Raw genomic sequence first — 23239 nt, forward strand, 5'->3', positions numbered from 1 at the left:
ACTATACATATATGTTTTGTTATGCGTCATCTCCTTACGGCGATGCGGTTCGTTGCAGGCCTTCATCGTGACAAGCGGGTGGAGGGAGATCGGCTCGGTACTCGATAACGCATGTATTCCCGGCGTTACCCGCTGTTACAAAACGAAGCATGCTGTGAATTCTCGCCCCATGGCGGAGCAGTGTGGGGAGGGGCACCGGGTCGGGGAGGGCTCAAGATCAAAGATATAAGATCATATGTATAATGGCATGATCTGTGCTGAGGCTAGGTAGCCGCACCCATCGCGGTAACCTTGCTATGCACAGGATCCTTGAACTGATGAAAAAGCAGCATGTGCTAATCCCTGAAAACTGGGGCCTGGTGGTGTCTTCATTCGCATCCGCCTACGGGGTAGGCCTCATTGCGTTGTTGGCGCTGCCATACCTCATAAGCGCAATCATGAACGACCTGGGCCTGGATGCCGCACAAGCCGGCATGCTCATGTCAGCCGAATTCGTTGTGACGATGGTCGCATCGCTGGCCCTGGCTCCGGTCATGGGGCGGGCGCCGCGCCGTACCATGGCGCTGCTGGGGGCTGCACTGGTGACGATTGCCAACGGCGTTTCTGCACAGGTGTCGGATATCCAAACCTTGGTTGCCGCGCGCTGCCTAGCCGGCATCGGCGCAGGCATCTGCCTTTCCTGCGGCAACGCGTCTATTGCAGGCGCCCGGGATCCAGACCGGGCGGCGGGGCAAATGAATGTACTGTTCGTTGCGCTGATGGCCATCGTGATGATCGCCTACGCCCGCGTGATGGGCAGCTTTGGCCTCAAGGGCCTGTACCTGGCGATTGCAGCCACGACGCTGGTGATGCTCGGGCTGATCGCGCTGATGCCGCAACAGCGTGTTGAGTGCGCCTCGCCAGACACTGGCAGCGCCTTCGGGGCGAGCTCACAGAGGCTGGTTTCCATGCCGGCCCTTTTCATGATGGCTGCGATGTTCCTGTTCTCGATGAGAGACACGATGGGCTGGGCCTTCGTGGAGCAGGTCGGCGTGCGGGTGGGTTACAGCGGTGACGAACTGGGCCGCCTTTTTGCCTTGCAGTCGCTGCTGGGGCTTTCCGGGCCCCTGATCGCATCGATATGTGGGCGCCGCTTCGGAATATGCCTGCCTGTGCTCATCGGTGTGTTGTCGTCTGGCGCCGTCGGCATTGGCTACGTGATGGGCGAGCACTCGCAGATCATCTACACGATCTCGGTGATGCTCATCTCCACCACCTACTTCTATGCCTTGGCTTATCTCACAGGCTTGGCCGCATCGCTGGACAAGCAAGGCAGGGTCGCTGCAGCAGCGGGATCGTTCCTGACGTTGGGTATAGCAGTAGGGCCCATGCTCAGCGGTTTTCTCGCTGATCGAGGAGGCTTCCCGCTGGTTGGCTGGGGCATCGGCATAGGGGTTCTGGCGACGTTGATCGCGGTCTGCGTTCCGCTTGGCATCTCGCGGCGCCAAGCCTTCACTCCCCAGTTGCTTGCGGCCAGCTGACCAGGCCCTGGCCTTGCTGCCGCCCGACTACGGCGGCGGCAAGGCGGCCGTTTCATACCGCTAGCGCGCGCACCGCGAGCACGCCAATCAGGACGCTGATCGCTGTCGACCAGAAATCAGGTTCATGGCGTAAGGCAATAGCGCTCGGCTGCTGTTCTGGTCCCATGTCGCTAGCTCCGTATTTATTCATATTTTTCAATTGGTTGATGGTTATTCAATGGCCTTCGACGTAGGCGTTTGGTGGTCGCCTGGAAAAAGAACGGAACCCCGAAAAGTATAGAGATATTTCCTTTGACTTCATATGTATTAGGGGGTATTTCTAGAATGGTCGAGCGGGAGGCTCAGACTGTGAAGGGGCTTGGGATGGCTGCGTTTTCATGTAACTGCCAACTGCAAAATAATTACGAGGTAGCATGATGAACAACCATGTTGAGTCAGCGAGCGGTGACGATGCCGCGCGCTTGGAGTCACTGGGATACAAGTCTGAATTTCGGCGGGACATGAGCCTCTGGGCCAACTTCGCTCTGGGTTTCACGTACCTCTCGCCTGTTGTCGGCATCTACACTGTATTCGGCATGGCACTCGCTCTGGGCGGGCCGCCTATGATCTGGGCCTTGCTGATTGCGGGGGCCGGGCAGCTGCTTGTGGCGCTGGTGTTCGGCGAAGTCGTATCGCAATACCCGCTGGCAGGTGGCGTCTACCCTTGGGCTCGCCGGCTTTATGGCCGCAAATGGGCGTGGCTTACGGGGTGGGTCTACCTGATGGCACTGTTTTCCACCATTGCAGGTGTGGCTTACGGTGCGGCGCCTTATATCGGCTCTTTCCTGGGGTTCGAGCCAGGCGTGCTATCCACCGTTGTCTGTGCGCTGGGCGTGCTGGTGCTGGCCACGATGATCAATTTCATGGGCACCAAGGTCCTTGCCCAGGCGGCCATCATTGGTTTCCTCGCTGAAATCATCGGCGCACTGGTGGTGGGCATCTACCTCATCGCGTTCCATAAGCACCAGGACCTGAGCGTGCTGTTCAGCACCTTTGGCGCTGAAAAGGACGGCTCCTACCTCGCCGCGTTTTGTGCAGCCAGCCTGATCGGCGTCTTTCAGTACTACGGCTTCGAGGCCTGTGGCGACGTCGCTGAAGAAGTGCCGGACCCTGGCCGGCGTATTCCCAAATCCATGCGCAGGACCATCTACATCGGGGGAGCTGCGGCGACCTTCGTCTGCCTCGCGCTGACCTTGTCTGTGGTCGATTTCGCAGCAGTCATCAACGGCACCCATACAGACCCTGTATCGAGCATCTTGACCTCGGCGTTCGGCCCGGTCGGCGCGTGGGCAGTCATCGGCGTGGTGCTGATCTCGTTCCTGTCCTGCGTGATGAGCCTGCAGGCTGCCGCGAGCCGCCTGGTCTATGCGTATGCACGTGATCGGATGATTTTCTGCAGCAGCCTGCTTTCGAAGTTCTCCCACGAAAAGTTCGTTCCGCCTTATGCGCTGCTGCTTTCGGCAGTGGTGCCCGCCGCCGTGGTGATCGGCTCGATGATCTCGACCGGTGCCCTGATGAAGATCATTGCTTTCTCTTCCGTAGGCATCTACATCGCCTTCCAGATGGTTGTCTTCGCTTCGGTGCGTGCGCGCCTCAAAGGCTGGGTGCCCAGTGGCGAGTACCGGCTTGGCAAATGGGGAATGCTGGTGAATCTGGGGGCATTGGCGTATGGCGTGGTGGCTATTCTGGTCATCGGCTGGCCGCGTACACCCGATGTCGCATGGTATGACAACTGGATCGTCCTGTTGTCTGCCGGCCTGGTCATCGGTGCTGGCCTCCTTTACATGGTGATCGCCAAACCCCATTTGCGTAGCGATGCGCCCTATGCCGACGCCGTCAACCAGGTTGCCTCGCAGCCCTGTGCCGCTCGCTCCATTGCTTGATCCATGGCAATAAAAAAACGCCCCGCTGGGGCGTTTTTTATTGTCTGCACTTCAAGCTGCTCGCTTGACCGGCCGAGCAATGAGCGACCAGTGTGCACTCGAGCTGCCGAGCTCGACTTGCTTGCACTCATTCTCCAGGCGATTGAAGGCATGCCGAGCCATGTCCCCCACCAGCCAGTTGGCTGTGTTCGACGCGATGACGCGGCCTTCCTCGGAGACGATCAGTGCTTCGTTCTCCAGCTTCATCAGGTCTGCCAGAAGCAGCCGTTCAAATCGATTGAGAGCGATATCGGCGCCCGCGATACCGATGAAGCGGCCCTGTACCAGGATGGGAGTGGCGAAGGTGAGGATGTACATGTCTGCGCCATACAGATCGACGTAGGGCCCTATTACCACGTTCTGGTTGGTCGCCTTCGGCTGGTTGAACCAGGGCATGTTCTGGTAGTTGTAGAAACTCTCGCTGCGCTGGTTGAAGTTCAGCGTGAGGGGGGCCGTACGATTGGGCGCTGCCACGCGCAGCCACTCGAGGTACATGCCGGAGTCTTCAAGCGCACCGGGCTCAAGCACCACGCCGGTGCCCTGGATGCAGGAGTCCGGTGCAAGCAGGTAGCTATCGATGAGCACGCGCAGCGGGCTGAGGTCCTTGGACGAAGGCGCTCGGCCTTCTGCTTCGGCGGCTTCCCAAATCTTGACCAGGGTCGACGCCAGGGTTTCAAGCTTGAGGAAGATATTGCTGATCGTGGCGTCGATGTGAGATGCGCAAACATCGACGTCGGATGGAAAATCGACAATGGACATGATCGTAATGCCTCGCGGTGTAGCTGCACGCATGCTCAGCAGTCCGGAAGCCGGTGAGGGTTACCTTTTCCCGCGACTGCTACTGTTTTTTTTGTAGTGCAAGGCTTGTACCAGAAGGTCAAGCCAACTCGCTGGCAACCAAGGCCAGCCGGATATCGATCAGGCGCTTGATTCCACGATTTACGTGTGCCTCGGCCAAAGCGCCGGCGAGCGTCGAATCGCCTGCAGCGATGGCATCGGCAATGGCTTGGTGCTCGTTGAAGATCGCGGTGGTGTTGACCGGATCGTTGGGAGCATCCACCCACAGCAGTTCGCCGATCTGGGTCTGGAGATTCATCTCGGCATGGGTCAGGCGAACGGACTGAGCCGCCACGGCAATCTCGATGTGAAACCTGGCATCGGCCCGCCGGCGTTCAGTACGCGAGTCGGCCGTGACCAGCGCGTCGACATAATGCTGCAGCCGATCGAGGTGTTCCGGGCTCGCGCGTTTTGCCGCCAGTCGGGCAGCAGCCCCTGAAATGGCCGAATGCTCATCGGCGAAGTCACGAAGCTCCAGGGCACTCATGTCCTGGATCCGCTTCAGCAGATGGGTTGCGGGTAGTTCGACATAGGGGCAAACGAAGCTGCCGCCGTTGCGGCCGCGCCGGGTTTCGATAAGGCCACGCTCGCGCAACAGCGCCAGCGCTTCGCGAAGGGTCACGGTGGCCACGCCGAACTGCATGGACAGCTCGGTTTCACTCGGCAGCTGCTCGCCCTCGGCAAACAGGCCCAGATCGATGACTTCAATGAGTCTGCGGACGACTTCCTCGGTACGGCCTTCTTGGCGCAAACGCATGAAGGAAGCGGTGCTGGCGCTGGTGTCGTTCATCTTTAGCATTGGCGCACCGTGGCCTCTGTGCCGGGGTGCTGCCGCGCCTCCTGAAAGTGTGAGGGTCTGTATTTACCAGATTGGCCCACCTTACGAGATAATCCTTAGTTTTTAAAGGTAAAAAAGGGCCGTTTCCGAGGAAACGGCCCACAACGCCCGTGTGGTGAGCGCGGGCAGCTAGGTGAGGGCAGCCGTCAGCTGAATGGGTACTCCAGGGCCGGCATCCACTTTTCCCAGGTGACTTTGAGCTTGCCGGTGGATTTCAGCATGGCCAGGGCTTCATTGACCTGCGCAAGCCAGGCAGGGTTACCCTTTTTCACCGCCATGCCCCATTTGTTCTGGGTCTTGACGACGAAGGCGAGCTCCAGATCTGCCTCGTCTGCCAGTGGCACCAGCGCAACGTCGTCGTCGACAAACGCATCGATCTTGCCTTCGCGCAGGGCATTGACCATATCGGCCAGCACGTCATCGGTGTCACCGCCAAAGGGGACGCAAATGCAGCCTTCGAACGTTTCCGCCAGCGCCATGTTGATGCTCTTGTCGATGGCGCCTACACGTTTGCCTGCCAAGTCCGCAGCAGACGTGATGCCTGACCCGGCCAGCACCATCACCGCCTCGTCAAAGATGGCGTAGGGCTCGGTGAAGTCCGCCAGGGTCTTTCGATAGGCGGAAATACCTTGCCCGCACAGGATCACTTCGCCCTTGCCGGCATCCAGCGCGGGATAGAAGTCGCCCCAGTTCTGATATTCGAACTTGAACGGTAGCTTCAGGGCTTCCGAGAGCTGCCGTGCAACATCCGACTCATAGCCGTGACGGTATCCGTCCTTGTCTCGCCAGAACAGCGGCGGTGCAGGCAAGTCGGCACAGATCACATGGAATCGCGCAGGTGTGCAGTTGGATTCGGTCATGGCAGGTAGTCCAGGTACATTTTGCGTTCCCAATCAGTCACGACGCCGCAAGAGCGGGCCCACTCATCGGCCTTGAGTTCCCGGTACAGCCGGGTCAGTTCGGCGGGGAAAGCCGATTGGACAATTTCGTCCTTGTCGAACGCTGTAACGGCTTCGCCCAGCGTGAGGGGAATGCCCACGGACTTGGCGTCGTCGGCGTAGCTGTCCTTGGACTGGGACGCGCCGGGGTCGATCTTGTTGCGCAGGCCGTCCAGCATGCCGGCGAGCAGGACCGTATGGGACAGGTAGGGGTTGACGCTGGCATCGGGGAGCTTGTATTCGAGGCGGCCGTTTGCCGACAGGCGCACGGTGCAGGTCTTGTTGTCCATGCCCCAGTTGATACGGTTGGGGGCAAATTGACCGATGTCCCAGAATCGTTTGTACGAGTTCACGGTGGACGCCATGATCATCATCGAACCGGGCGCGTGCGCGAGCATCCCGCCCAAGGCATGCAGGCCCGTTTCGGTCAGGTGCAGTTCACGACGGCCAGGTTCTGCCAGAACGTTTTCGTTGCCTCTCCACAGGCTGACGTTGTGATGGCAGCCGTTGCCCATGCTGCCCGTGCTTGGCTTGGGCATGAAGCTGGCCTTGACGCCGAATTCGCTGGCGACCTGACGGCAGATGAGGCGATAGGTCATCAGGCGGTCGGCCGTCAGTTCGCACGAGTCGAACATCCAGTTCAGTTCGAGCTGGCCCGGGTCCTCGTAATCACCCTCAATCATGTCCAGGCCCATGGCTTGGGCGTATTCCATGACTTTCTTGAAGATCGGGCGCATCAGCTCCAGGTTGCCAAGGTGGTAGGCAGGGCTGGCACCCGGGCGCACGTGGACCTCGAGCTTGTCGCCAAACCAGGTCATCTCAGGTTCGCATCCCGACTTCATGCGCAGGCCGGTTTCCTTGATGAAGGCTTCGTGGCTGCGGATCAGGTGGCCGCGTGCGTCGGTGGCCAACGGCTCGCCGCCGTTTCCGACGCGGTGGTCGGGTTCATAGAGGCGGCAATAGAACGAGCCGATGGTGCGGTCCCAGGGCAGGACATTGAAGGAATCGATATCGGGGATAGCGGTGAACTCAGCCGCGTTCGCGCCGCCACCCAACAGTTCGCCGGTGCGCGAAGTCTGCAAATCCGAAATGGCGGTACGGTGGAATTGTACGCCCTTCTCCAGGTTGCGAATAAGGTGTTTGGCCGGAACTACTTTGGCGATCACGCGCCCGGAGAGCGTGACCACTTGATAGTAAAGATACTCCACGCCGGACGCTTTTATCTTATTCGCCAAGTCTTGCGACTTCTGCGAGCTGGTATTGAGCTCGCGGTGCAGATCGAGAGCAGTCATTTGAGTATTCCTCGTGCTTATTGATTGAGGTCTTGAATGGCGGCAACACTCGGGTGTCGTGCGCTTCTCGCCTCACGGTTGTTGTTAGTGCGTGACTGTGGTTGCTCGTGCTGAGCAGTTGGGTATCGACAGGTATTATTTATGATGCATAGGGTTCACCAAGGCTGGCATGGCGGTTGAAAGATCTGACGTGACTTCGGAAGAACGCAGCGGCCCATTCGGCAATACCGTGAGCGTCAACCGCCAGTCGGTCGATTGAGCTTAATGCGCTGGCGGACACGGAATCCGGCAGCAAGTTGCCACGGAACTTTCTGGCGAGTGCGGTGATGTACGCGGCGCTGAATTCCGGGTGGTACTGGACTGACAGGGCAGGGAATGCGTATTCGAACACCCCATGTGGGCAATGCAGTGAGCCACCGATCACTGTGGCTTCCGGCGGTACTTTGTTCACTTGGTCCTGATGGAAAATGAACGAGGAACACTGTGCCGGAAGGCGCTCGGTCTTGTACTCGTAGAGTTGGGCGCCCACCCCCCAGCCACGCACGCATTTTTCAGTAAGACCACCAAATGCGTCCGCCATGATCTGGTGGCCGAAACAGATCCCGAATACCGGGATCTTCTCGGCTCGAAGTTGCTGCAGGAAGACAATCAGCGCCAGCATCCACGGGGTGCGCTCATAGGTGCTGAACTTCGAGCCCGAGAGGATGTACCCATCGTATTCATAAGGTTTCGGCAGCTTTTCGCCGGCGACGGGCGAAACGAACGTGAATACTGCCTCAGGAAGTGCGGGCCCGATCCAGGCGGAGATCATTTCAGGGTACGAGCCGAATTGATCGATCAGGTCGTCCGGCGTTCTGCCGTTTTCAATCACACAGATTTTCAGCGACGTGCTCATGGTGCACCTTCAAGGTTCAGTTTGCCGGGGTCACAGCTGGGCCAGGACCTGTTTGGCCCAGGGCAGGGCCGCGTCACCTGGCAATGCCCCGGTGCTGGCATCGTGAAGACCACGCTCGCCTACCTGGACGGCGCCCAGGTCGGCAAATGCTTGGGCCATGATCTCGCTACCTTTGTTGTAGGTGGCGTAGAACGAATCGCCCAGGCCGAAGATGGCAAACCTGACGCCGGCAAGGTCTGGTTTGTATTGTTCCAGGCTCTGGAAAAACGGCTGGGCAGAGTGTGGCAATTCGCCGTCGCCGTACGTGGAGCAGATCACGAAATAGAAAGTGTCAGCGGTGATGTCGGAAACGGAAAGTTTCGACATGTCCGAACTTTCGATCGAGCAGTCATCGCTCAGGGCTTCGACGATGTCATCAGCAACCATTTCGGCATTGCCCGTTTCAGTTCCGTAAATGACCTTGAAGTTCATTGTTGTTCTCCGGAGGTAAGGGGGGTGGCAAATTTCAGCATGCTCGGAATGTCACGAAACTTTCGGCGTTGTCTACCTTCCGCTGCATTGTCAAGTTCGGCTTTGTCGATCAATTGCCAGTGCGCATAACTGACGGTATTGCACAGTGAAGAAACAATCGAGGCCAGGCCCGCTCGGGTCGAAACGTTATTTGCCCAGTCAGCAACGATATACGCTGCAACATGCTTGGCATCGCTGCGGTTTTCAGGAATTGTTCCGGTCGGCCCGCGTCGATACCAACCGGCACAATAAAGGCCGATATCCAACAGGCCTTTTTCAATGTCGACGAGGGTTCCCGCAACTTGCGCTCTGCTCAGTTCGGCGGCGCATTGTTCCTGGAAACCAACGGCGGTAATGATGCTGCTGGCGAGCAGGGTCTTCTTGCCGCCGGCGCCGTTGGAAACTTCGAGGCCTGTGGCTTTCCCCTCTGCAACACTGACGCAGTGGGGTGCCCAGCCAAAATGGAATACCACCTCTCGACCTGCGTTGGCGCGGTGGCGATCTGTCAGTTCGAGCAAGGCTTCAAGCTTGGTAACTTCGGCGGCGCTAGTGGCCTCGCCCAAGGCTGAGTCTTCGCTGATCGTGAAGCGAACGTCTTGCAGTTTGGTCAGTTCACGGATCATGACCGTGTCGAACTTGGCCAGTACGGCGGGCGACCGACCCACAATATGCAGTTGGTCGATTTCATGCGTTGCCAGTTGCGCCAGCGACTCCGGCGACAGTTCGGATCCGTGGAAATCAACTGCAGATTTTGCCAGGAGCCGAAGCACATCGATGGCCACATTGCCATTGCCCACGATTAGGGGGCACTTGCCGAAGGCCGGTGCAAAGCAGGCTTCATCGGGGTGATCGTTGAGCATCCGGGTAACCTGGCCGGCACCGTAGATGTTCTCGGCATCCTCGCCCTGGATCGCCAGCGGCCGGTCCCCATGCAGGCCCGTAGCGATGACCACGATGTCAAAGGCCGCGCGCAGGTTTGCCAGCGAAATTGCCTTGCCGATCTCGGCATTGCCGACAAAGTGGATGCGATCGCGTTCGAACATGCGCTCGAACTGGCGCGTTACGGCTTTGGTGCCCGGGTGGTCGGGCGCTACGCCATACCTCACCAGGCCGTACGGGACAGGCAGGCGGTCGAAGATCACGATTTCGGCGTCGGCCCAGTGCTTGCGCAGGGCCTGGGCCATGTAACAGCCGGACGGCCCTGAGCCGATGATGGCGATGTTAGGGGCGCTCATCTCAGCGCTCCGGGTCGAACGTGATTGGCATGGCGACAGGGCCGGTATTGCCGCTGTCCGGCAGCCACGTTACCGGGCCACCGAACCGTGGGTTCTTGATGCGTTGCGCTAGCAGGGCGAGCGCTTCGGTCATGTCGCCGCGGGCGATGAAGTGGCCTATGCAGTGGTGTGCACCGGCACCGAAGCCGAAGTGAGCCTGACGTTTCGCCGTGATGTCGAAGCCTGGGGTCTCGAACACGCTCGGGTCGGTGCCGGCAGCCTGGCTGAACAGGTGCACGGTTGTGCCTTTCTTGATGTCCAGGCCCTGGTAGTTGAAGTCTTCGAGTGCTTCGCGGGTAACCCAGGTGACGGTGGGGCGCACACGCATGATCTCTTCGACAGCGGGGCGAGCCAGCTCTGGGTCTTCCCCCAGCAGGTGCCACTGATCCGGGTGTTCGACAAACTGCTCCATGCCCAGCGCAAGCTGGTTGCGCGTGGTATCGATCCCGCCGAAGATCGCCAGGATGATCATGTCATAGAGCTCTTGATCACTCAGGGCGGACTTGTCTTCTTCGTTGGCCTTCACCAGCAGGCTGAGGAAGTCTTCGCCCAGCCCATTCTTTTTCAGGTTTTCGACGGCCGCCCTGGCGTAGCCAAACATCTTGTCGGTGGCTTCGTTGATCTTGGCCTCATCCTGTTTGAACGTGACCCCCAGTGCCAGGCCCATGTCTACTGCCAGCGCAGCTAGATTGCGCCATTCGCTGCGCGGCAGACCCAACAGGGCGCAGATGACCTGGGTGGCGTAAGGCTCGGAGAACTCGGCGACGAATTCGCAAGACCCCTTACTGGCAAATTCATCGATCAGCTCATTGGCCATTTCCTGGAAGACAGGGGTCATTTTCCTGACCAGCTTGGGTGCGAAAGCCGGGTTGGCAAGGCGGCGCAGGCGCGAGTGGTCGGCACCTTCACGGCTCAGCAGCATCCTCATCCACCATTCGGCGAAGCTGCCGACGGCTTTGTTGTGGGCTGGCCAGGCGTAGCTACCTTGACGCAGGCGCTGATCGCGAATGAGCGCGTTCACCTCGTTATAGCGAATCACCGCAATGCCGTAAGGGGTACGGGCGAACCAGCTTTGAGCCCTCGCGTCCTGCACTTCCTTCGAGCGAATGGAAAACGATGGGTTGGAAACGTCGAGGTAGGGGGCTGCTTCGAGCGTGCTGAGCGGGGAGGACATGGCAACACCTTCTTTTTGTTGGTTGTGGGGCGGCTCCGGTAGCAGGCGTTCATTTACCCGACAACTCCGGGACCATCTGGCCCGTGTGATAAGACATTAAAATATGGTTTCATATCTTTCAAGTGGTTTTTTTTGGACTTCGATACCGCCGCTCGTCACCTCGATTCATCCTTCTTGCGCTTTAAAGCTACCGGTATCCCCCATTCACCGCCAAGAAACAGGCAAATTTACCCACGGATAGGCCATCGAGCAGAACTGCTTGGCCGTTAAACAAATATAAGATATGTTCTTATAGGTATTAGGTTGCAGCTAGGGAGACTGACCGTGAAACCTGCTCGAATCGTTGCCGTTGTCCATTCCGATACCGATGTGCCCGGGAGCCTGCCGGAGCTGTTTGCCGAGCAAGGTGTGGAGCTTGAGGTGCGCTCCATCACGCGCCCCCTGATCGCGCCAGAAATGCTCGATGGCCTGGTGATCATGGGCAGCCCGGAGTCGGCCTATGACAGCCGCCTGCCTTGGCTGGATGCGGAGCTTGAATGGTTGAAAGAGGTTCAGTGCAGGGGCGTGCCGAGCTGGGGGATCTGTTTTGGCAGCCAGCTGCTGGCCAGAGCGCTGGGTGGGAGCGTCCATCGCAATGCCCACGTGGAAATTGGCTGGACCCCGCTGACCACCTTGCAGAACGACTGGCAGCATGTCGGGCCGTGGCTGAACTTCCATTTCGACGCTTTCACCCTTCCGCCGGACGCCACCTTGCTGGCGAAGACCAATCTTGCGCTGCAGGTTTTCAGGCAGGGCAAATCGATCGGCATGCAGTTTCACCCTGAAATTGACCCGGCGATGTTCGACACCTGGACCCGTTATTGGCGTTCGACGCAGGAGGGCAGGCGGTTTCTCGAGACGGCTGGCGATCTTCCTGAACGTATGCGCGCAGAAATACAGGATCGACAGCCTGCCAACAGGGAGAACTGTCGACACCTCGTGAAGGACTTCCTGAACCAGATCTGAAGCCTAACCCGGCCACGGTTCGAGGCTGCCCTTGTGTGAACAAAACGAAGCATTCCCGGAGATAACAAGATGAGTCACTACTCACTCGGCTACTGGCAAGACAAAGCGGCAAACCTGCAGATTGAAGGTCGCGCCTTCATCGATGGCCACTACCTGCCTGCAGCAGATGGCCAGACATTCCAGTGCATCAGCCCGATTGACGGCAGCACGCTCACCCAGGTTGCCAGTTGCGGCCCGGCAGATGCTGACCTTGCGGTCGCTTCAGCAAGACGCGCGTTCGAAGCCGGCGTGTGGTCGCGCATGGCGCCTGCGGCCCGCAAGGCCGTGATGATTCGCTTCGCTGAACTGATCGACCAGCATGCTGAAGAGCTGGCCCTGCTCGAAACCTTGGACATGGGCAAACCCATCAGTGACGCCTTGTACGTCGACGTTGCCCTGGCTGCTCAAGCATTGCGCTGGAACGGTGAAGCCATCGACAAGGTGTACGACGAAGTCGCGCCGACGCCGCATGACCAGCTGGGGTTGGTGACCCGTGAACCGGTGGGCGTGGTGGCGGCCATCGTGCCCTGGAACTTCCCCCTGATGATGGCCTCCTGGAAGCTGGGGCCAGCACTGGCAACCGGCAACTCGATCATTCTGAAGCCATCGGAAAAGTCGCCGCTCACCGCCATTCGCGTCGCCCAGTTGGCGGTCGATGCCGGCATTCCAAAAGGCGTCTTAAACGTATTGCCGGGGTATGGCCACACCGTCGGCAAAGCGCTGGCGCTGCACATGGACGTGGAAACCCTGGTCTTCACTGGCTCGACGCGAGTCGCCAAGCAGCTGATGGTGTATGCCGGCGAGTCGAACATGAAGCGGATTTGGCTGGAGGCGGGTGGCAAGAGCCCCAACATCGTGTTCGCTGACGCCCCAAACCTTGCAGAGGCAGCCGAATCCGCCGCCGCCGCGATTGCCTTCAACCAGGGCGAGGTGTGCACCGCGGGCTCCCGCTTGCTGGTGGAACGAGGGGTCAAGGAAAGCTTCCTGCCATTGCTGCTCGAAGCCCTTGCACAATGGAAACCTGGCCATCCGCTCGACCCCGAGACCAAGGTTGGCGCGTTGGTCGACAGCCAACAACTCGACACGGTTCTCAAGTACATCGAGGCGGGGCATGCCCAGGGCGCGAAGCTGCTGGCTGGCGGCAAGCGAACCCTTGAAGAGACGGGCGGCGTGTTTGTACAGCCGACGGTTTTTGATGGGGTCAGCAACGCGATGAAGATTGCCCAGGAAGAGATTTTTGGCCCGGTGCTTTCGGTCATCGAGTTCGACACGTTCGACGAAGCCATCGCCATCGCGAACGATACCCCGTATGGCCTCGCCGCTGCTGTCTGGACGTCCGATATTGGCAAAGCCCATCGGGCAGCCAAAGCGCTGCGGGCAGGGAGTGTCTGGGTCAATCAATATGACGGTGGAGACATGACGGCGCCGTTTGGCGGCTTCAAGCAATCGGGGAACGGGCGCGACAAGTCACTGCACGCCTTCGACAAGTACACCGAGCTCAAAGCCACGTGGATCAAGCTGTAAGGGCAAATCGTGGTGGTCGACCTTTGGTTCGATCAATCCAGTGGATCCTATGATTTGAGAGTGAGCAGATGAACACTTATAGCGCTACCTTGGCCAAGTCGGATGTCCAGCATCATCTTCATCCCTATACCGATGCCCGTCAGCACGAGCAAGTTGGCCCGCTCATCATTGAGCGGGGTGAAGGGATTCACGTTTATGACACTGCGGGCAAGCGGTACATCGAGGCCATGTCCGGCCTCTGGAGTGTTGCCTTGGGCTTCAACAACCGCCGGCTGATCAAGGCTGCCACGGACCAGCTCAACACCTTGCCGTTTTATCACCTGTTCTCGCACAAGGCACATGCTCCGAGCATCGAGCTGGCCGAGAAACTGGTGCAGATTGCACCGGTGCCGATGAGCAAGGTGTTCTTCACCAATTCAGGTTCGGAGGCGAACGATACCGTTGTCAAAATGCTCTGGTATCGCAACAACGCCCTTGGCAAACCCGAGAAGAAGAAAATCATCAGCCGGATCAATGCCTATCATGGCATCACCGCAGTCAGTGCAAGCCTGACTGGGTTGCCGGCAAACCAGCGGGGGTTCGATGTACCACTGCCGGGTTTCCTTCATGTCGGTTGCCCGCATTTCTACCGCAATGGGCAAGCTGGCGAAACCGAGGCAGCGTTCACTCAGCGGCTGGTGCAGGAACTTGAGGACATGATCCTCCGTGAGGGCCCCGGCACCATTGCCGCATTTTATGGGGAACCGTTGATGGGCGCTGGCGGGGTGATCGTGCCGCCCGAAGGTTACTGGGCAAAGATCCAGGCCGTGTGCCGCAAACATGACATTCTCGTCGTGGCCGATGAAGTGATTTGCGGTTTTGGCCGTACCGGTAACATGTTCGGCTGTGAAACCTTTGATATTCAGCCGGACATCCTGGTTACGTCGAAGCAGCTGTCATCGTCCTATCAGCCGATCGCAGCGATCATGCTCAACGAAAAAGTCTACGAGGGTATTGCCGACCAGAGCCATGCCCTCGGTACGCTGGGGCATGGTTTCACGGGCAGTGGGCACCCAGTGGCCGCTGCAGTCGCACTTGAAAACGTGCGGGTGATCGAGGAGGAAAAGCTCGTTGAACACGCAGCCGAGATCGGACAGTACCTTCAGAAGCGCCTGCGTGCCTTGGCTGGGCATCCATTGGTGGGTGAGGTGCGGGGTGTCGGCTTGATTGCGGCAGTCGAGCTGGTGATGAATCAGGCGACGAAAGCGCCCTTCGGTACCACCGGCCGTCTAGGCAAGTATCTGGCAGGTCGAGCACAACATCACGGCATGATCACGCGGGCCATGGGGGATGCCATTGCGTTCTGCCCACCGTTGATCTCGCGCATGGAAGATATCGACCGCATCGTCGAGATCTTCGAAGTGTCGTTGGAAGACACCTACCGCTGGGCTTCGGCGCAGGAAGATTTCGAGCACACGGCCAGTTTCCAGAGCGTGCGCTGATCGATAGGCCAGTAAAGGGGGACGCAACTGGTCACGCTGGTGCCGCATCGGCCTGGCCAGCTTGCAGCCCGTCAAAAATCTCCGCAATCATCGGCCGGTTACGCCGCGTCTCCAGGCAATGTAGTGGGGAGTGCTTGGGGCTGGGCTTGAGTGATGTGTTGTCTGGGCTGGCCCTATCGCCGGCAAGCCGGCTCCCACAGGGGTCTTCAGCGACCACGCGCTCGGTGTAGGAGCTGGCTTGCCAGCGATAGGACCAGCCCAGGCAACGGAAAATTCAGGGAGATCCAACAATGACTACAGACATCACCCAATCCACCGTCGGTAAGACCACCTTCTTCCAGGGCGATAACCAGACCCACCCACTGTTCCGCATAGAACCTGGCATCCCTTGCCGGAATGCCCGCGAGCAGGCCTCGGAACTGATGGGCTATGTACGAGAACTGACCATCATCGGCCAGATGGACGAAAAACCCATGATGATTTGGGCCGCACACTACTTGAGTGCCATGGCCAGGCCCTGATGGATGATGCCGAGCTGGGCATGCTGCACTGAGTGATCTGTTGCCTGAGATGGCCTCTGGCGGATCAGCGCCTGCGTTGTTAAATGCCGATATTGACTGCCGCCGCTGCCAATTTCGCCACCTCGAGCCGGCAGCCCGTCTCAGCGCCGTCTTCGAGCATCCAGGCTGCCGACAATCCTGCCCAGGCAAGCACCCATTGCAAGAGGCGTTGTCGATCAATACCGGATGCCTCGCAGATGAGTGCCACTCGCCGTGCAAAACGTCCCGGCACAAGCGCGTTGGCATCGTCCGGGTTGCAGAGAATGTTCGCGTAATCAAAGCCGCGCTCGCCGCAGAGCCCCTTGGGATCTATAGCGAGCCACCCGTCCGGGCCGAAATCGAGCACATTGCCGTGATGGATATCGCCGTGAAGCGCCACAACGTCACGCCGAGTCGCCAGAAGCTCGCTTGCAGCCCGAGCGCTGTGCTCAAGAATGCCACCATGATTTGCTGCAGCGCTCCACAGGGCTTCGAACCAGTGCTCAAGTGGCACCAATGCGGGGAGTGGCTTGGTATGGGGGCGGTGAAGGCGGGCCGCTACTGTACAGAGGATGCGTGTGGCATCGTCATCCCGGCCACATTCAACCATCTGTGCAAGTGACGCCGTGCCTTGCGCGCGCAGCATCAGCAAGGCGCCGCCTTCATGAGCCAGCACGGGCGCCGCCCCATCGCCGTCCCACCAGGCCATGAGCGCGTTGCCTGCCAACTCTTCTGGCGACTGCGAGACCTTCAGCATGGCGGGTACATCGCCCAGGCGAACGGGCAAGAGGTGGCCATTGAGCGAGGCAAACGCCTCACCGTCGAGGGTCAGTGCCCAGCGTTTCAGGTATTCATCAAACATCCCAGGCGAAATCCACTTCATATATTCCGCGGGCCGCCCGCACAGGCATGGCCCCATCGAGGGGCCTGACGTCACTCAACTCCCATGCCAGCCAGCCTTCTTCAAAGTAGCTGGCACAGGCCGCCTGCACGTCCGCGTGCACAAACGGCCGAACCGCTTTTACGCGGACAATGGCCACGGCGATACCGTCTGCATCTTCATCGCCTTCGGCATGCAGAAAGCGGCCGTTTTCCACGATCAGCAGGTCTTCGGAAGGGGCGAGGCCTGCGGGCCAGCGCCGTACTTCCAGGATTTTCTCGCCAGCAGCGATACGGCTGCCACTGGGGCGCACGATTGATAACGCTTTGATGCTGCTCTCCTTGATCGAGCGGTTGGCCAGCCTGGCTGGGTCAGCGGACATGATCCAGCCAGATCTGTTTCATTGCAAAACCACATCAGAACCTACCCTCCAACCCGAGGCGGAACATCTCGCTGCGCTCGTCGCTGCCAAGCGCGGTCTTGTACGAGAATCCAACGCGCCAGGCGCGACCCAGGCTCAGGTCCAGGCCGAGGTCCAGGTCAATGAAATTGCTGTCCTGCGGGTCGGGCGACAGCCGATAGAGCAGGCCGTCGCTGCCCTGGTCCGTATAGCGCATGCGGTAGTCTTCGTTGCGCTCGAAGTTGTGGCCCCAGGCCAGGCCCACCCGAGGCGTCAGGACGCCCACGCCGGTTTGGAAGTCGTAACCGGAGCGCACGCCCAGGAACGAGGTCACGTAGCGCAGTTCCTGTTCGTCGTAGGACAGGCCGTAGATACCACCGCCGCGTTCGCTGTAGGCGTCCAGGCGGGTGTAGCTGGTATTGACCCGTGCATAGGGCGCCAGCGAAAGGCCTCCCTGGCGGTACTCGTAGCTGGCGGTCAGCGAGGCGAACAGCTGGTCGGCGTCCCGCGAGCCATGGGCGTAGCCCTCGGACGGGTTGGCGGTGACGTAGCGGCGCGAATCGAAGCGGATGCGGTTGTAGCCCAACAGTGCATCGACGTACATCTCTGATAACGGGTTGACGGAAAGGTACGCCGCCAGGCCCAGGGCGTCGCCCTCGCTGCGGCTGTCCTGCTCGCCGACGTCGGTGCGGTCATTGCCGTAGCCGATACCGACGCCGACCACCGCGCGGGGTGACAAGCGATAGTCCATGCCCGCGCTCAGGCCGAAAGTGGTGAAGCTGTTGTCCTTGGCGCCACGGGCGCGGTTGGAGCCGGTATTGACGAAACCATCGGTCCAGAAGGCCAGGGCCTCTTCGCGGCATTCGCCGGAGGTGGCCTGGGCGCTGTCCTTCTCCTGACGACGCCGTTCGTCCTCCTGGCCTTTGCCGTTGCCATCGAGTTCGTCGCGCAGGGCCTTGCCGAGGCTGCCGAGGCTGACGTCGTCACGGCCATGGCGCACGTTGGCATTGAACGAATCACGATCACAGGTGGGGCGGTGCAGTTGTTCCAGGCGGCGGTTGAAGTTGTCCATCTGGGTGCTGGCGAAGCGCTCGGCGGCGCGCGACTGGGCGTTGAGCAGGCCGATGACTTCGGCGTCGCGGGTGGGGTCGGGGCGAGCTTGTACGGTGAAGGTCACGGTGCTGCTGGCGCTGTTGCCGCCGATGTTTTCCAGGCTGAAGGCCACCACGGCGGTGCCGGCGAAGGCGGCAGCAGGCGTGAAGTTCAAGGTGAACGGGCCGCTGAGGCTGGCTGAGCCCGCTCCCGCCGGGCTGACCGACAACAGCCGCGCCCGCAGGAACGGGCCGCCGCTGGCGCCGCGGGTCAGGTCGATTGTGGCGGCCTGGCCGGGCGTCAGTGTCTCGCTGGACGGTGGCACCACCACGGCCTGGGCGGCGGTCGTCAGGTTGTATACCTGGCTGCCGGTGGCGCCATTGGCGTCCGTCACGCTGATGGTGAAACGGTTGTCACCCACCGCCGTCGGTGTGCCGCTGACACTGCCGCTGGCGCTGTCGAGGGTCAGCCCGGCTGGCAGCGTGCCGGCCACGCTGTAGCGGTAGGGCGGCGTGCCGCCGCTGGCCCCGAGGCTTGCACTGTAGGCCAGGCCCTGGGTGGCGGGCGGCAGGTTCGGTGTGGTCGGGGTAATGGCCAGTGTCGGTGCGCTCACCGTGATGGTCACCGTGGCCGGTGCCGAGGTGCCACCTGGGCCGCTGACCGTGTAGGCGAAACTGTCGCTGCCCGAGTAGCCGGCCCTCGGGGTGTAGCTGAGGGTGAGCCCGCTGACGGAGGCGGTACCGTGGCTTGGCGCGGTGCTGACGGCGATGCTGCTGGCCGCACCGCCGTCGAGGTCAAGGGCGATGAGGGTTGCCGCGCTGTTGGCTGCGATCGACGCACTGACCGCGCCGGCCACCGGTGCCTGGTTGGCGATCGCCAAGCTGAAGGCTTGTGCGCCGCTGAAACCGGTGTTGTCGGTGGCGGTGACGGTGAAGTTGAAGCTGCCGGCTGCCGTCGGCGTACCACTGAGCACGCCCGCCGCAGACAGCGTGATACCGGCTGGCAGGGTGCCGGTGGCCAGGCTGTAGGTATAGGGAGCATTGCCGCCGCTGGCGGCCAGTGTCGCCGAGTAGGCCGAGGCCACGGTGGCGCCGGGGATGCTGGACGGGGTCAGCACGATGGTCGGTGCGGTGACGGTCACGCTCACGGTCGCGGTGTTCGACGTACCGCCCGGGCCGGTGGCGGTATAGGTGAAGCTGTCGCTGCCGGCAAAGCCTGGGTTGGGCGTGTAGGTGATGCTGGTGCCGCTGGCGCTGGCCACGCCGTTGCTGGCATTGCTCGCCACGGCCACCGACGCCGCCGGGCCACCGCTCAGGCTCAAGGTGACCGGGTTGGCGCTGCTGTTGGCGGCGACGGTGAGGGTCAGGTTGCCGGCCACCGGGGCGGGCTGGCCAACGCTGAAGCTGTAGGCTTGTGTGCCGCTGAAGCCGGTGTTGTCGGTGGCGGTGACGGTGAAGTTGAAGCTGCCGGCTGCCGTCGGCGTACCACTGAGCACGCCCGCCGCAGACAGCGTGATGCCGGCTGGCAGGGTGCCGGCGCTCAGGCTGTAGGTGTAAGGGGCAATGCCGCCGCTGGCGACAAGCGTCGCCGAGTAGGCCGAGGCCACGGTGGCGCCAGGAATGCTGGTGGGCGTCAGCACGATGGTCGGTGCGGTGACGGTCACGCTCACGGTCGCGGTGTTCGACGTACCGCCCGGGCCGGTGGCGTTATAGGTGAAGCTGTCGCTGCCAGCAAAGCCTGGGTTGGGCGTGTAGGTGATGCTGGTGCCGCTGGCGCTGGCCACGCCGTTGCTGGCATTGCTCGCCACGGCCACCGACGCCGCCGGGCCACCGCTGAGGGTCAGGGTGACCGGGTTGGCGCTGCTGTTGGCGGCGACGCTGACACTCAGGTTACCGGCCACCGGTGCGGCCTCGCCAACACTCAGGCTGTAGGCTTGTGCGCCGCTGAAACCGGTGTTGTCGGTGGCGCTGAGGGTGAAATTGAAGTTGCCGGCCGCCGTCGGCGTACCACTGAGCACGCCCGCCGCAGACAGCGTGATACCGGCCGGCAGGGCGCCGGTGGCCAGGCTGTAGGTATAGGGCGCACTGCCGCCGCTGGCGGCAAGCGTCGCCGAGTAGGCCGAGGCCACGGTGGCGCCAGGAATGCTGGTGGGCGTCAGCACGATGGTCGGTGCGGTGACGGTCACGCTCACGGTCGCGGTGTTCGACGTACCGCCCGGGCCGGTGGCGGTATAGGTGAAGCTGTCGCTGCCGGCAAAGCCTGGGTTGGGCGTGTAGGTGATGCTGGTGCCGCTGGCGCTGGCCACGCCGTGGCTGGCGTTGTTTGCCACGGCTACCGACGCCGTGGGGCCACCGCTCAGGATCAGGCCGACCGGGATGGCGATGCTGTTGGCGCTGACGATGAAAGTGATATTTCCGGCCACGGGAGCGGCCTGGCCAACGCTGAAGCTGTAGGCTTGTGTGCCGGTGAATCCGGTGTTGTCGGTGGCGGTGACGGCGAAGTTGAAGCTGCCGGCCGCCGTTGGCGTGCCACTGAGCACGCCCCCCGCAGACAGCGTGATACCGGTCGGCAGGGCGCCGGAGGTCACGCTGTAGGTATAGGGCGCACTGCCGCCGCTGGCGCCGAGCGTCACTGAGTAGGCCGTGGCCACGCTAGCGCCGGGAATACTGGCGGGTGTCAGCACGATGGTCGGTGCGGTGACGGTCACGCTCACGGTCGCGGTGTTCGACGTACCGCCCGGGCCGGTGGCGGTATAGGTGAAGCTGTCGCTGCCGGCAAAGCCTGGGTTGGGCGTGTAGGTGATGCTGGTGCCGCTGGCGCTGGCCACGCCGTTGCTGGCATTGCTCGCCACGGCCACCGACGTCGCGGTGCCGCCGCTCAAATTCAGGGTGACCGGGTTGGCGCTGCTGTTGGCGGCAACGGTGAGGCTCACGTTACCGGCCACGGGGGTGCCCTGGCCCACGGTGCCGCTGTAGCTACGTGAGCCAGCGAAGCCCATGCTGTCGGTGGCGGTGATCGTCAAGGTGTAGGCCCCGCTCGTGGTCGGTGTGCCGCTCAGGGCTCCAGTGCTGCTCAGCGTGATGCCGGCGGGTAATGCACCGCTGGTAATGGCGTAGGCGTACGGGGCAGAGCCGCCGCTGGCGCTGAGGGTCTGGCTGGAGGCCGAGCCGACCTGCATTGGGGCGAGGGTGGTGGGCGCAAGGATGATGCTCGGTGCGCCAACCACCAGGCTGTAGCTTTGCGTGATGCTCATGCCGTTGGCATCCGTGCTACTCAGCGAGAAGTTGAAAGTACCCGCCGAGGTCGCTGTGCCGCTGAGTACGCCAGCGGAGGTCAGGCTCATGCCGCTGGGCAGGCTGCCGGAGGTTATGGAGTAGCTGTACGGCCCGATGCCGCCACTGCTGCTGAAGGCCTGGCTGTAGGCGGTGCCGGCGATGCCATTTGCCAACGAGATCGGTGACAGGCTCAACGTCGGGCTGGCGATCGGCATTGTGTAGGCCCGCGTGCCACTGAAGCCGTTACCGTCGGTGGCCCGCAGGGAGAACGAATAGCTGCCAGCGTTCGCCGGCGTACCGCTCAAGGTACCGCCGCTGCTCAGGCTCAGGCCGCTTGGCAGGCTCCCCGCGATCACGCTGAAGCTGTAGCTGCCGATGCCGCCCGTTGCGCTGATGGTCTGGCTATAAGGGGCGCCATACGTGCCAGCGGGCAGCGTGAGAGGCATTACGTCGATGACCGGCGCGGCGACGCTGAGCGTGTAGTTGACGGTGCCCGTGGCGCCGTATTGGTCGGTGCTGCGAACCGTCAGGTTGAAGGTGCCGCTGCTGCTGGGCGTACCGCTGAACACGCCCGCGCTCGAGAACGTCATGCCTGCGGGCAGCGCGCCCGAAATCAGTGCATAGGTGTAAGGCGCGCTGCCATTGGCGCTGCTCAGTGTCTGGTTGTAGGCAGTTCCTGCCGTTGCGTTTACCAGTGAACCCGGGGTGATGGCCAGGCTGGGGGGCGACACGGTCACGGTCACGGTGGCCGCAGCCGAGGTGCCGCTGGCGTTGGTGGCGGTGTAGGTGAAGCTGTCCGAGCCGGAATAACCCGCTGTTGGTGTGTAGCTGATGCTGGTGCCGCTGGCGGTGGCCGTGCCATGGCTTGCCTGGCTGGCGACGGCCACGCTGGTGGCGGCGCCACTGAGGTTCAAGGTGATCGGGTTGTTGCTGCTGTTGGCGGCCACGGTGGCGCTCACCGGCCCGGCGGTGGGGGGCGCGGTGTAGCTGTACTGGCTGGCGGTGCTGGTGGGAGATACACCGCCTGCAGTCGTCACCACGACGTCTACTACGCCCGCAGACCCGGATGGCGCGGTGGCCGTGATCTGGGTGCTGCTGTTGACCGTGAAGGCCAACGCCGCTTTCGCGCCGAAACGCACAGCGCTGGCGCCGGTGAAGCCGGTGCCGGTGATGGTCACGGTGTTACCGCCGGCGGTGCTGCCGGACGACGGGCTGAGGCTGGTCAGGGTCGGCCCTGCGCCGGTGATGGTGATGCTGTAGGGCACGATCTCCCAGGAGGAGTTGTCGAACACCGTGATCATGAAGTTGTAGGTGCCGGCCTGCACGTTCGGCACGCCGTGGATGGTGGTGCTGGTGCTATTGAGCGACTCTTCGATGACCAGGCCGCTCGGCAGGCAGTTGTTCAGATTGAACGCGTCGCAGTCGTACCAGCCGGTCATCGGCAGGTTTCCGCCGCTCACGCTCAGCGGGATGCTCAGGTTCTGGCCGGCAGGGAAACTGCCCAGATTGCTGCCGGCGGGGGGGCTTACGGTCATCGCGCTGGCCTGTGCCGGCAGGATCAACGCCAGGGCCAGTAGCCACAGGCAGCAGAGCAGGGTGTACAGCGGGGAACGCGGGAGCACGCGGGAGCGAGTCATGGGAGGCTTCCTGCCATATGCCGATCGGCGATCGTCTACGGTGTCAAAGTGAATCGACCGCTGGCATGGCCAGCGATGCTTGGGTAACCGAGGTGAGGCAGGTGGCTAGCTGTCCATGTGCGTGGTCC

General features: G+C 61.5%; 16 protein-coding genes and 1 pseudogene. 6 read left to right on the forward strand and 11 right to left on the reverse strand.

The genetic code is table 11. The features are described 5' to 3' along the window. Positions 1-317: 317 nt before the first annotated feature. Together KU43P_RS11305 and KU43P_RS11310 are read left to right on the forward strand one after the other, a co-directional pair. Positions 318-1520, forward strand: coding sequence for an MFS transporter (locus KU43P_RS11305; protein ID WP_317663114.1), 1203 nt, complete (start codon positions 318-320; stop codon positions 1518-1520). A 413-nt stretch (positions 1521-1933) separates the two neighbouring features. Next, entirely contained in the window at positions 1934-3442 is a 1509-nt protein-coding gene (locus KU43P_RS11310; RefSeq protein WP_317663116.1) for an APC family permease, read from the forward strand. 51 nt (positions 3443-3493) lie between these two features. On the opposite strand, the gene KU43P_RS11315 is transcribed toward KU43P_RS11310, so the two are convergent. From KU43P_RS11315 to KU43P_RS11350, 8 genes are all read right to left on the reverse strand, one after another. Further along, the gene (locus tag KU43P_RS11315; RefSeq protein WP_317663118.1) at positions 3494-4273 is read right to left on the reverse strand and encodes a cache domain-containing protein; all 780 of its coding nucleotides are present in this window, start codon (positions 4271-4273) and stop codon (positions 3494-3496) included. An 85-nt stretch (positions 4274-4358) separates the two neighbouring features. After that, positions 4359-5108 (reverse strand): FadR/GntR family transcriptional regulator, encoded by a 750-nt coding sequence (locus tag KU43P_RS11320; protein WP_317663120.1) that lies wholly within the window; start codon positions 5106-5108, stop codon positions 4359-4361. Between the two features lie 194 nt (positions 5109-5302). Beyond that, entirely contained in the window at positions 5303-6016 is a 714-nt protein-coding gene (locus KU43P_RS11325; RefSeq protein WP_317663121.1) for a substrate-binding periplasmic protein, read from the reverse strand. Further along, the gene (locus KU43P_RS11330; protein ID WP_317663123.1) at positions 6013-7386 is read right to left on the reverse strand and encodes a glutamine synthetase family protein; all 1374 of its coding nucleotides are present in this window, start codon (positions 7384-7386) and stop codon (positions 6013-6015) included. The genes KU43P_RS11325 and KU43P_RS11330 overlap by 4 nt, the downstream gene beginning before the upstream one ends. A gap of 139 nt (positions 7387-7525) precedes the next feature. Then, positions 7526-8281: a type 1 glutamine amidotransferase gene (locus KU43P_RS11335; protein ID WP_317663125.1), complete on the reverse strand. Its 756-nt coding sequence runs from the start codon at positions 8279-8281 to the stop codon at positions 7526-7528. A gap of 30 nt (positions 8282-8311) precedes the next feature. Further along, on the reverse strand, positions 8312-8752 hold the full coding sequence (locus KU43P_RS11340; RefSeq protein ID WP_317663126.1) for a flavodoxin domain-containing protein: 441 nt from the start codon (positions 8750-8752) through the stop codon (positions 8312-8314). Further along, the gene (locus KU43P_RS11345; protein WP_317663128.1) at positions 8749-10026 is read right to left on the reverse strand and encodes an FAD-dependent oxidoreductase; all 1278 of its coding nucleotides are present in this window, start codon (positions 10024-10026) and stop codon (positions 8749-8751) included. The genes KU43P_RS11340 and KU43P_RS11345 overlap by 4 nt, the downstream gene beginning before the upstream one ends. Position 10027: 1 nt before the next feature. Beyond that, the gene (locus tag KU43P_RS11350) at positions 10028-11239 is read right to left on the reverse strand and encodes a cytochrome P450 (protein ID WP_317663130.1); all 1212 of its coding nucleotides are present in this window, start codon (positions 11237-11239) and stop codon (positions 10028-10030) included. Positions 11240-11563: 324 nt separating this feature from the next. Between KU43P_RS11350 and KU43P_RS11355 the strand changes: the two genes are divergently transcribed. The 4 genes and pseudogenes from KU43P_RS11355 (at position 11564) to KU43P_RS11370 (ending at position 15841) form a co-directional block, all read left to right on the forward strand. Beyond that, positions 11564-12244 carry a type 1 glutamine amidotransferase gene (locus KU43P_RS11355; RefSeq protein WP_317663131.1) on the forward strand — a complete coding sequence of 227 codons (681 nt, stop codon included), beginning with the start codon at positions 11564-11566 and terminating at the stop codon, positions 12242-12244. Between the two features lie 69 nt (positions 12245-12313). Next, positions 12314-13807: an aldehyde dehydrogenase gene (locus KU43P_RS11360; RefSeq protein ID WP_317663133.1), complete on the forward strand. Its 1494-nt coding sequence runs from the start codon at positions 12314-12316 to the stop codon at positions 13805-13807. Between the two features lie 68 nt (positions 13808-13875). Beyond that, the gene (locus KU43P_RS11365; RefSeq protein ID WP_317663134.1) at positions 13876-15288 is read left to right on the forward strand and encodes an aspartate aminotransferase family protein; all 1413 of its coding nucleotides are present in this window, start codon (positions 13876-13878) and stop codon (positions 15286-15288) included. 290 nt (positions 15289-15578) lie between these two features. Then, positions 15579-15841: pseudogene (locus tag KU43P_RS11370) on the forward strand (DUF3077 domain-containing protein). Between the two features lie 47 nt (positions 15842-15888). Here KU43P_RS11370 and KU43P_RS11375 read toward each other — a convergent pair. From KU43P_RS11375 to KU43P_RS11385, 3 genes are read right to left on the reverse strand one after another with little or no spacing between them, the layout of a single operon-like run. Next, positions 15889-16689 carry an aminoglycoside phosphotransferase family protein gene (locus KU43P_RS11375; RefSeq protein ID WP_317663136.1) on the reverse strand — a complete coding sequence of 267 codons (801 nt, stop codon included), beginning with the start codon at positions 16687-16689 and terminating at the stop codon, positions 15889-15891. Further along, a complete protein-coding gene (locus tag KU43P_RS11380) occupies positions 16682-17089 on the reverse strand; it encodes an ASCH domain-containing protein (RefSeq protein ID WP_317663139.1) in 408 nt (135 codons plus the stop codon). Before KU43P_RS11380 ends, KU43P_RS11375 begins: the two co-directional genes overlap by 8 nt. Positions 17090-17123: 34 nt before the next feature. Continuing rightward, entirely contained in the window at positions 17124-23111 is a 5988-nt protein-coding gene (locus tag KU43P_RS11385) for a putative Ig domain-containing protein (RefSeq protein WP_317663141.1), read from the reverse strand. Positions 23112-23239: the final 128 nt, after the last annotated feature.

Origin of the sequence: Pseudomonas sp. KU43P, from assembly GCF_033095865.1 — a bacterium.
In the GTDB taxonomy this organism is placed as follows: domain Bacteria; phylum Pseudomonadota; class Gammaproteobacteria; order Pseudomonadales; family Pseudomonadaceae; genus Aquipseudomonas.

Excerpts from the sequence above, each read along its gene's own strand:
- KU43P_RS11380 (WP_317663139.1), bottom strand. The coding sequence starts at position 17,089 with ATGTCCGCTGACCCAGCCAGGCTGGCCAACCGCTCGATCAAGGAGAGC.
- KU43P_RS11345 (WP_317663128.1), bottom strand. The coding sequence starts at position 10,026 with ATGAGCGCCCCTAACATCGCCATCATCGGCTCAGGGCCGTCCGGCTGT.
- KU43P_RS11350 (WP_317663130.1), bottom strand. The coding sequence starts at position 11,239 with ATGTCCTCCCCGCTCAGCACGCTCGAAGCAGCCCCCTACCTCGACGTT.
- KU43P_RS11305 (WP_317663114.1), top strand. The coding sequence starts at position 318 with ATGAAAAAGCAGCATGTGCTAATCCCTGAAAACTGGGGCCTGGTGGTG.
- KU43P_RS11320 (WP_317663120.1), bottom strand. The coding sequence starts at position 5,108 with ATGAACGACACCAGCGCCAGCACCGCTTCCTTCATGCGTTTGCGCCAA.
- KU43P_RS11360 (WP_317663133.1), top strand. The coding sequence starts at position 12,314 with ATGAGTCACTACTCACTCGGCTACTGGCAAGACAAAGCGGCAAACCTG.
- KU43P_RS11385 (WP_317663141.1), bottom strand. The coding sequence starts at position 23,111 with ATGACTCGCTCCCGCGTGCTCCCGCGTTCCCCGCTGTACACCCTGCTC.
- KU43P_RS11330 (WP_317663123.1), bottom strand. The coding sequence starts at position 7,386 with ATGACTGCTCTCGATCTGCACCGCGAGCTCAATACCAGCTCGCAGAAG.
- KU43P_RS11315 (WP_317663118.1), bottom strand. The coding sequence starts at position 4,273 with ATGCGTGCAGCTACACCGCGAGGCATTACGATCATGTCCATTGTCGAT.
- KU43P_RS11325 (WP_317663121.1), bottom strand. The coding sequence starts at position 6,016 with ATGACCGAATCCAACTGCACACCTGCGCGATTCCATGTGATCTGTGCC.
- KU43P_RS11310 (WP_317663116.1), top strand. The coding sequence starts at position 1,934 with ATGATGAACAACCATGTTGAGTCAGCGAGCGGTGACGATGCCGCGCGC.
- KU43P_RS11335 (WP_317663125.1), bottom strand. The coding sequence starts at position 8,281 with ATGAGCACGTCGCTGAAAATCTGTGTGATTGAAAACGGCAGAACGCCG.
- KU43P_RS11375 (WP_317663136.1), bottom strand. The coding sequence starts at position 16,689 with ATGTTTGATGAATACCTGAAACGCTGGGCACTGACCCTCGACGGTGAG.
- KU43P_RS11340 (WP_317663126.1), bottom strand. The coding sequence starts at position 8,752 with ATGAACTTCAAGGTCATTTACGGAACTGAAACGGGCAATGCCGAAATG.
- KU43P_RS11365 (WP_317663134.1), top strand. The coding sequence starts at position 13,876 with ATGAACACTTATAGCGCTACCTTGGCCAAGTCGGATGTCCAGCATCAT.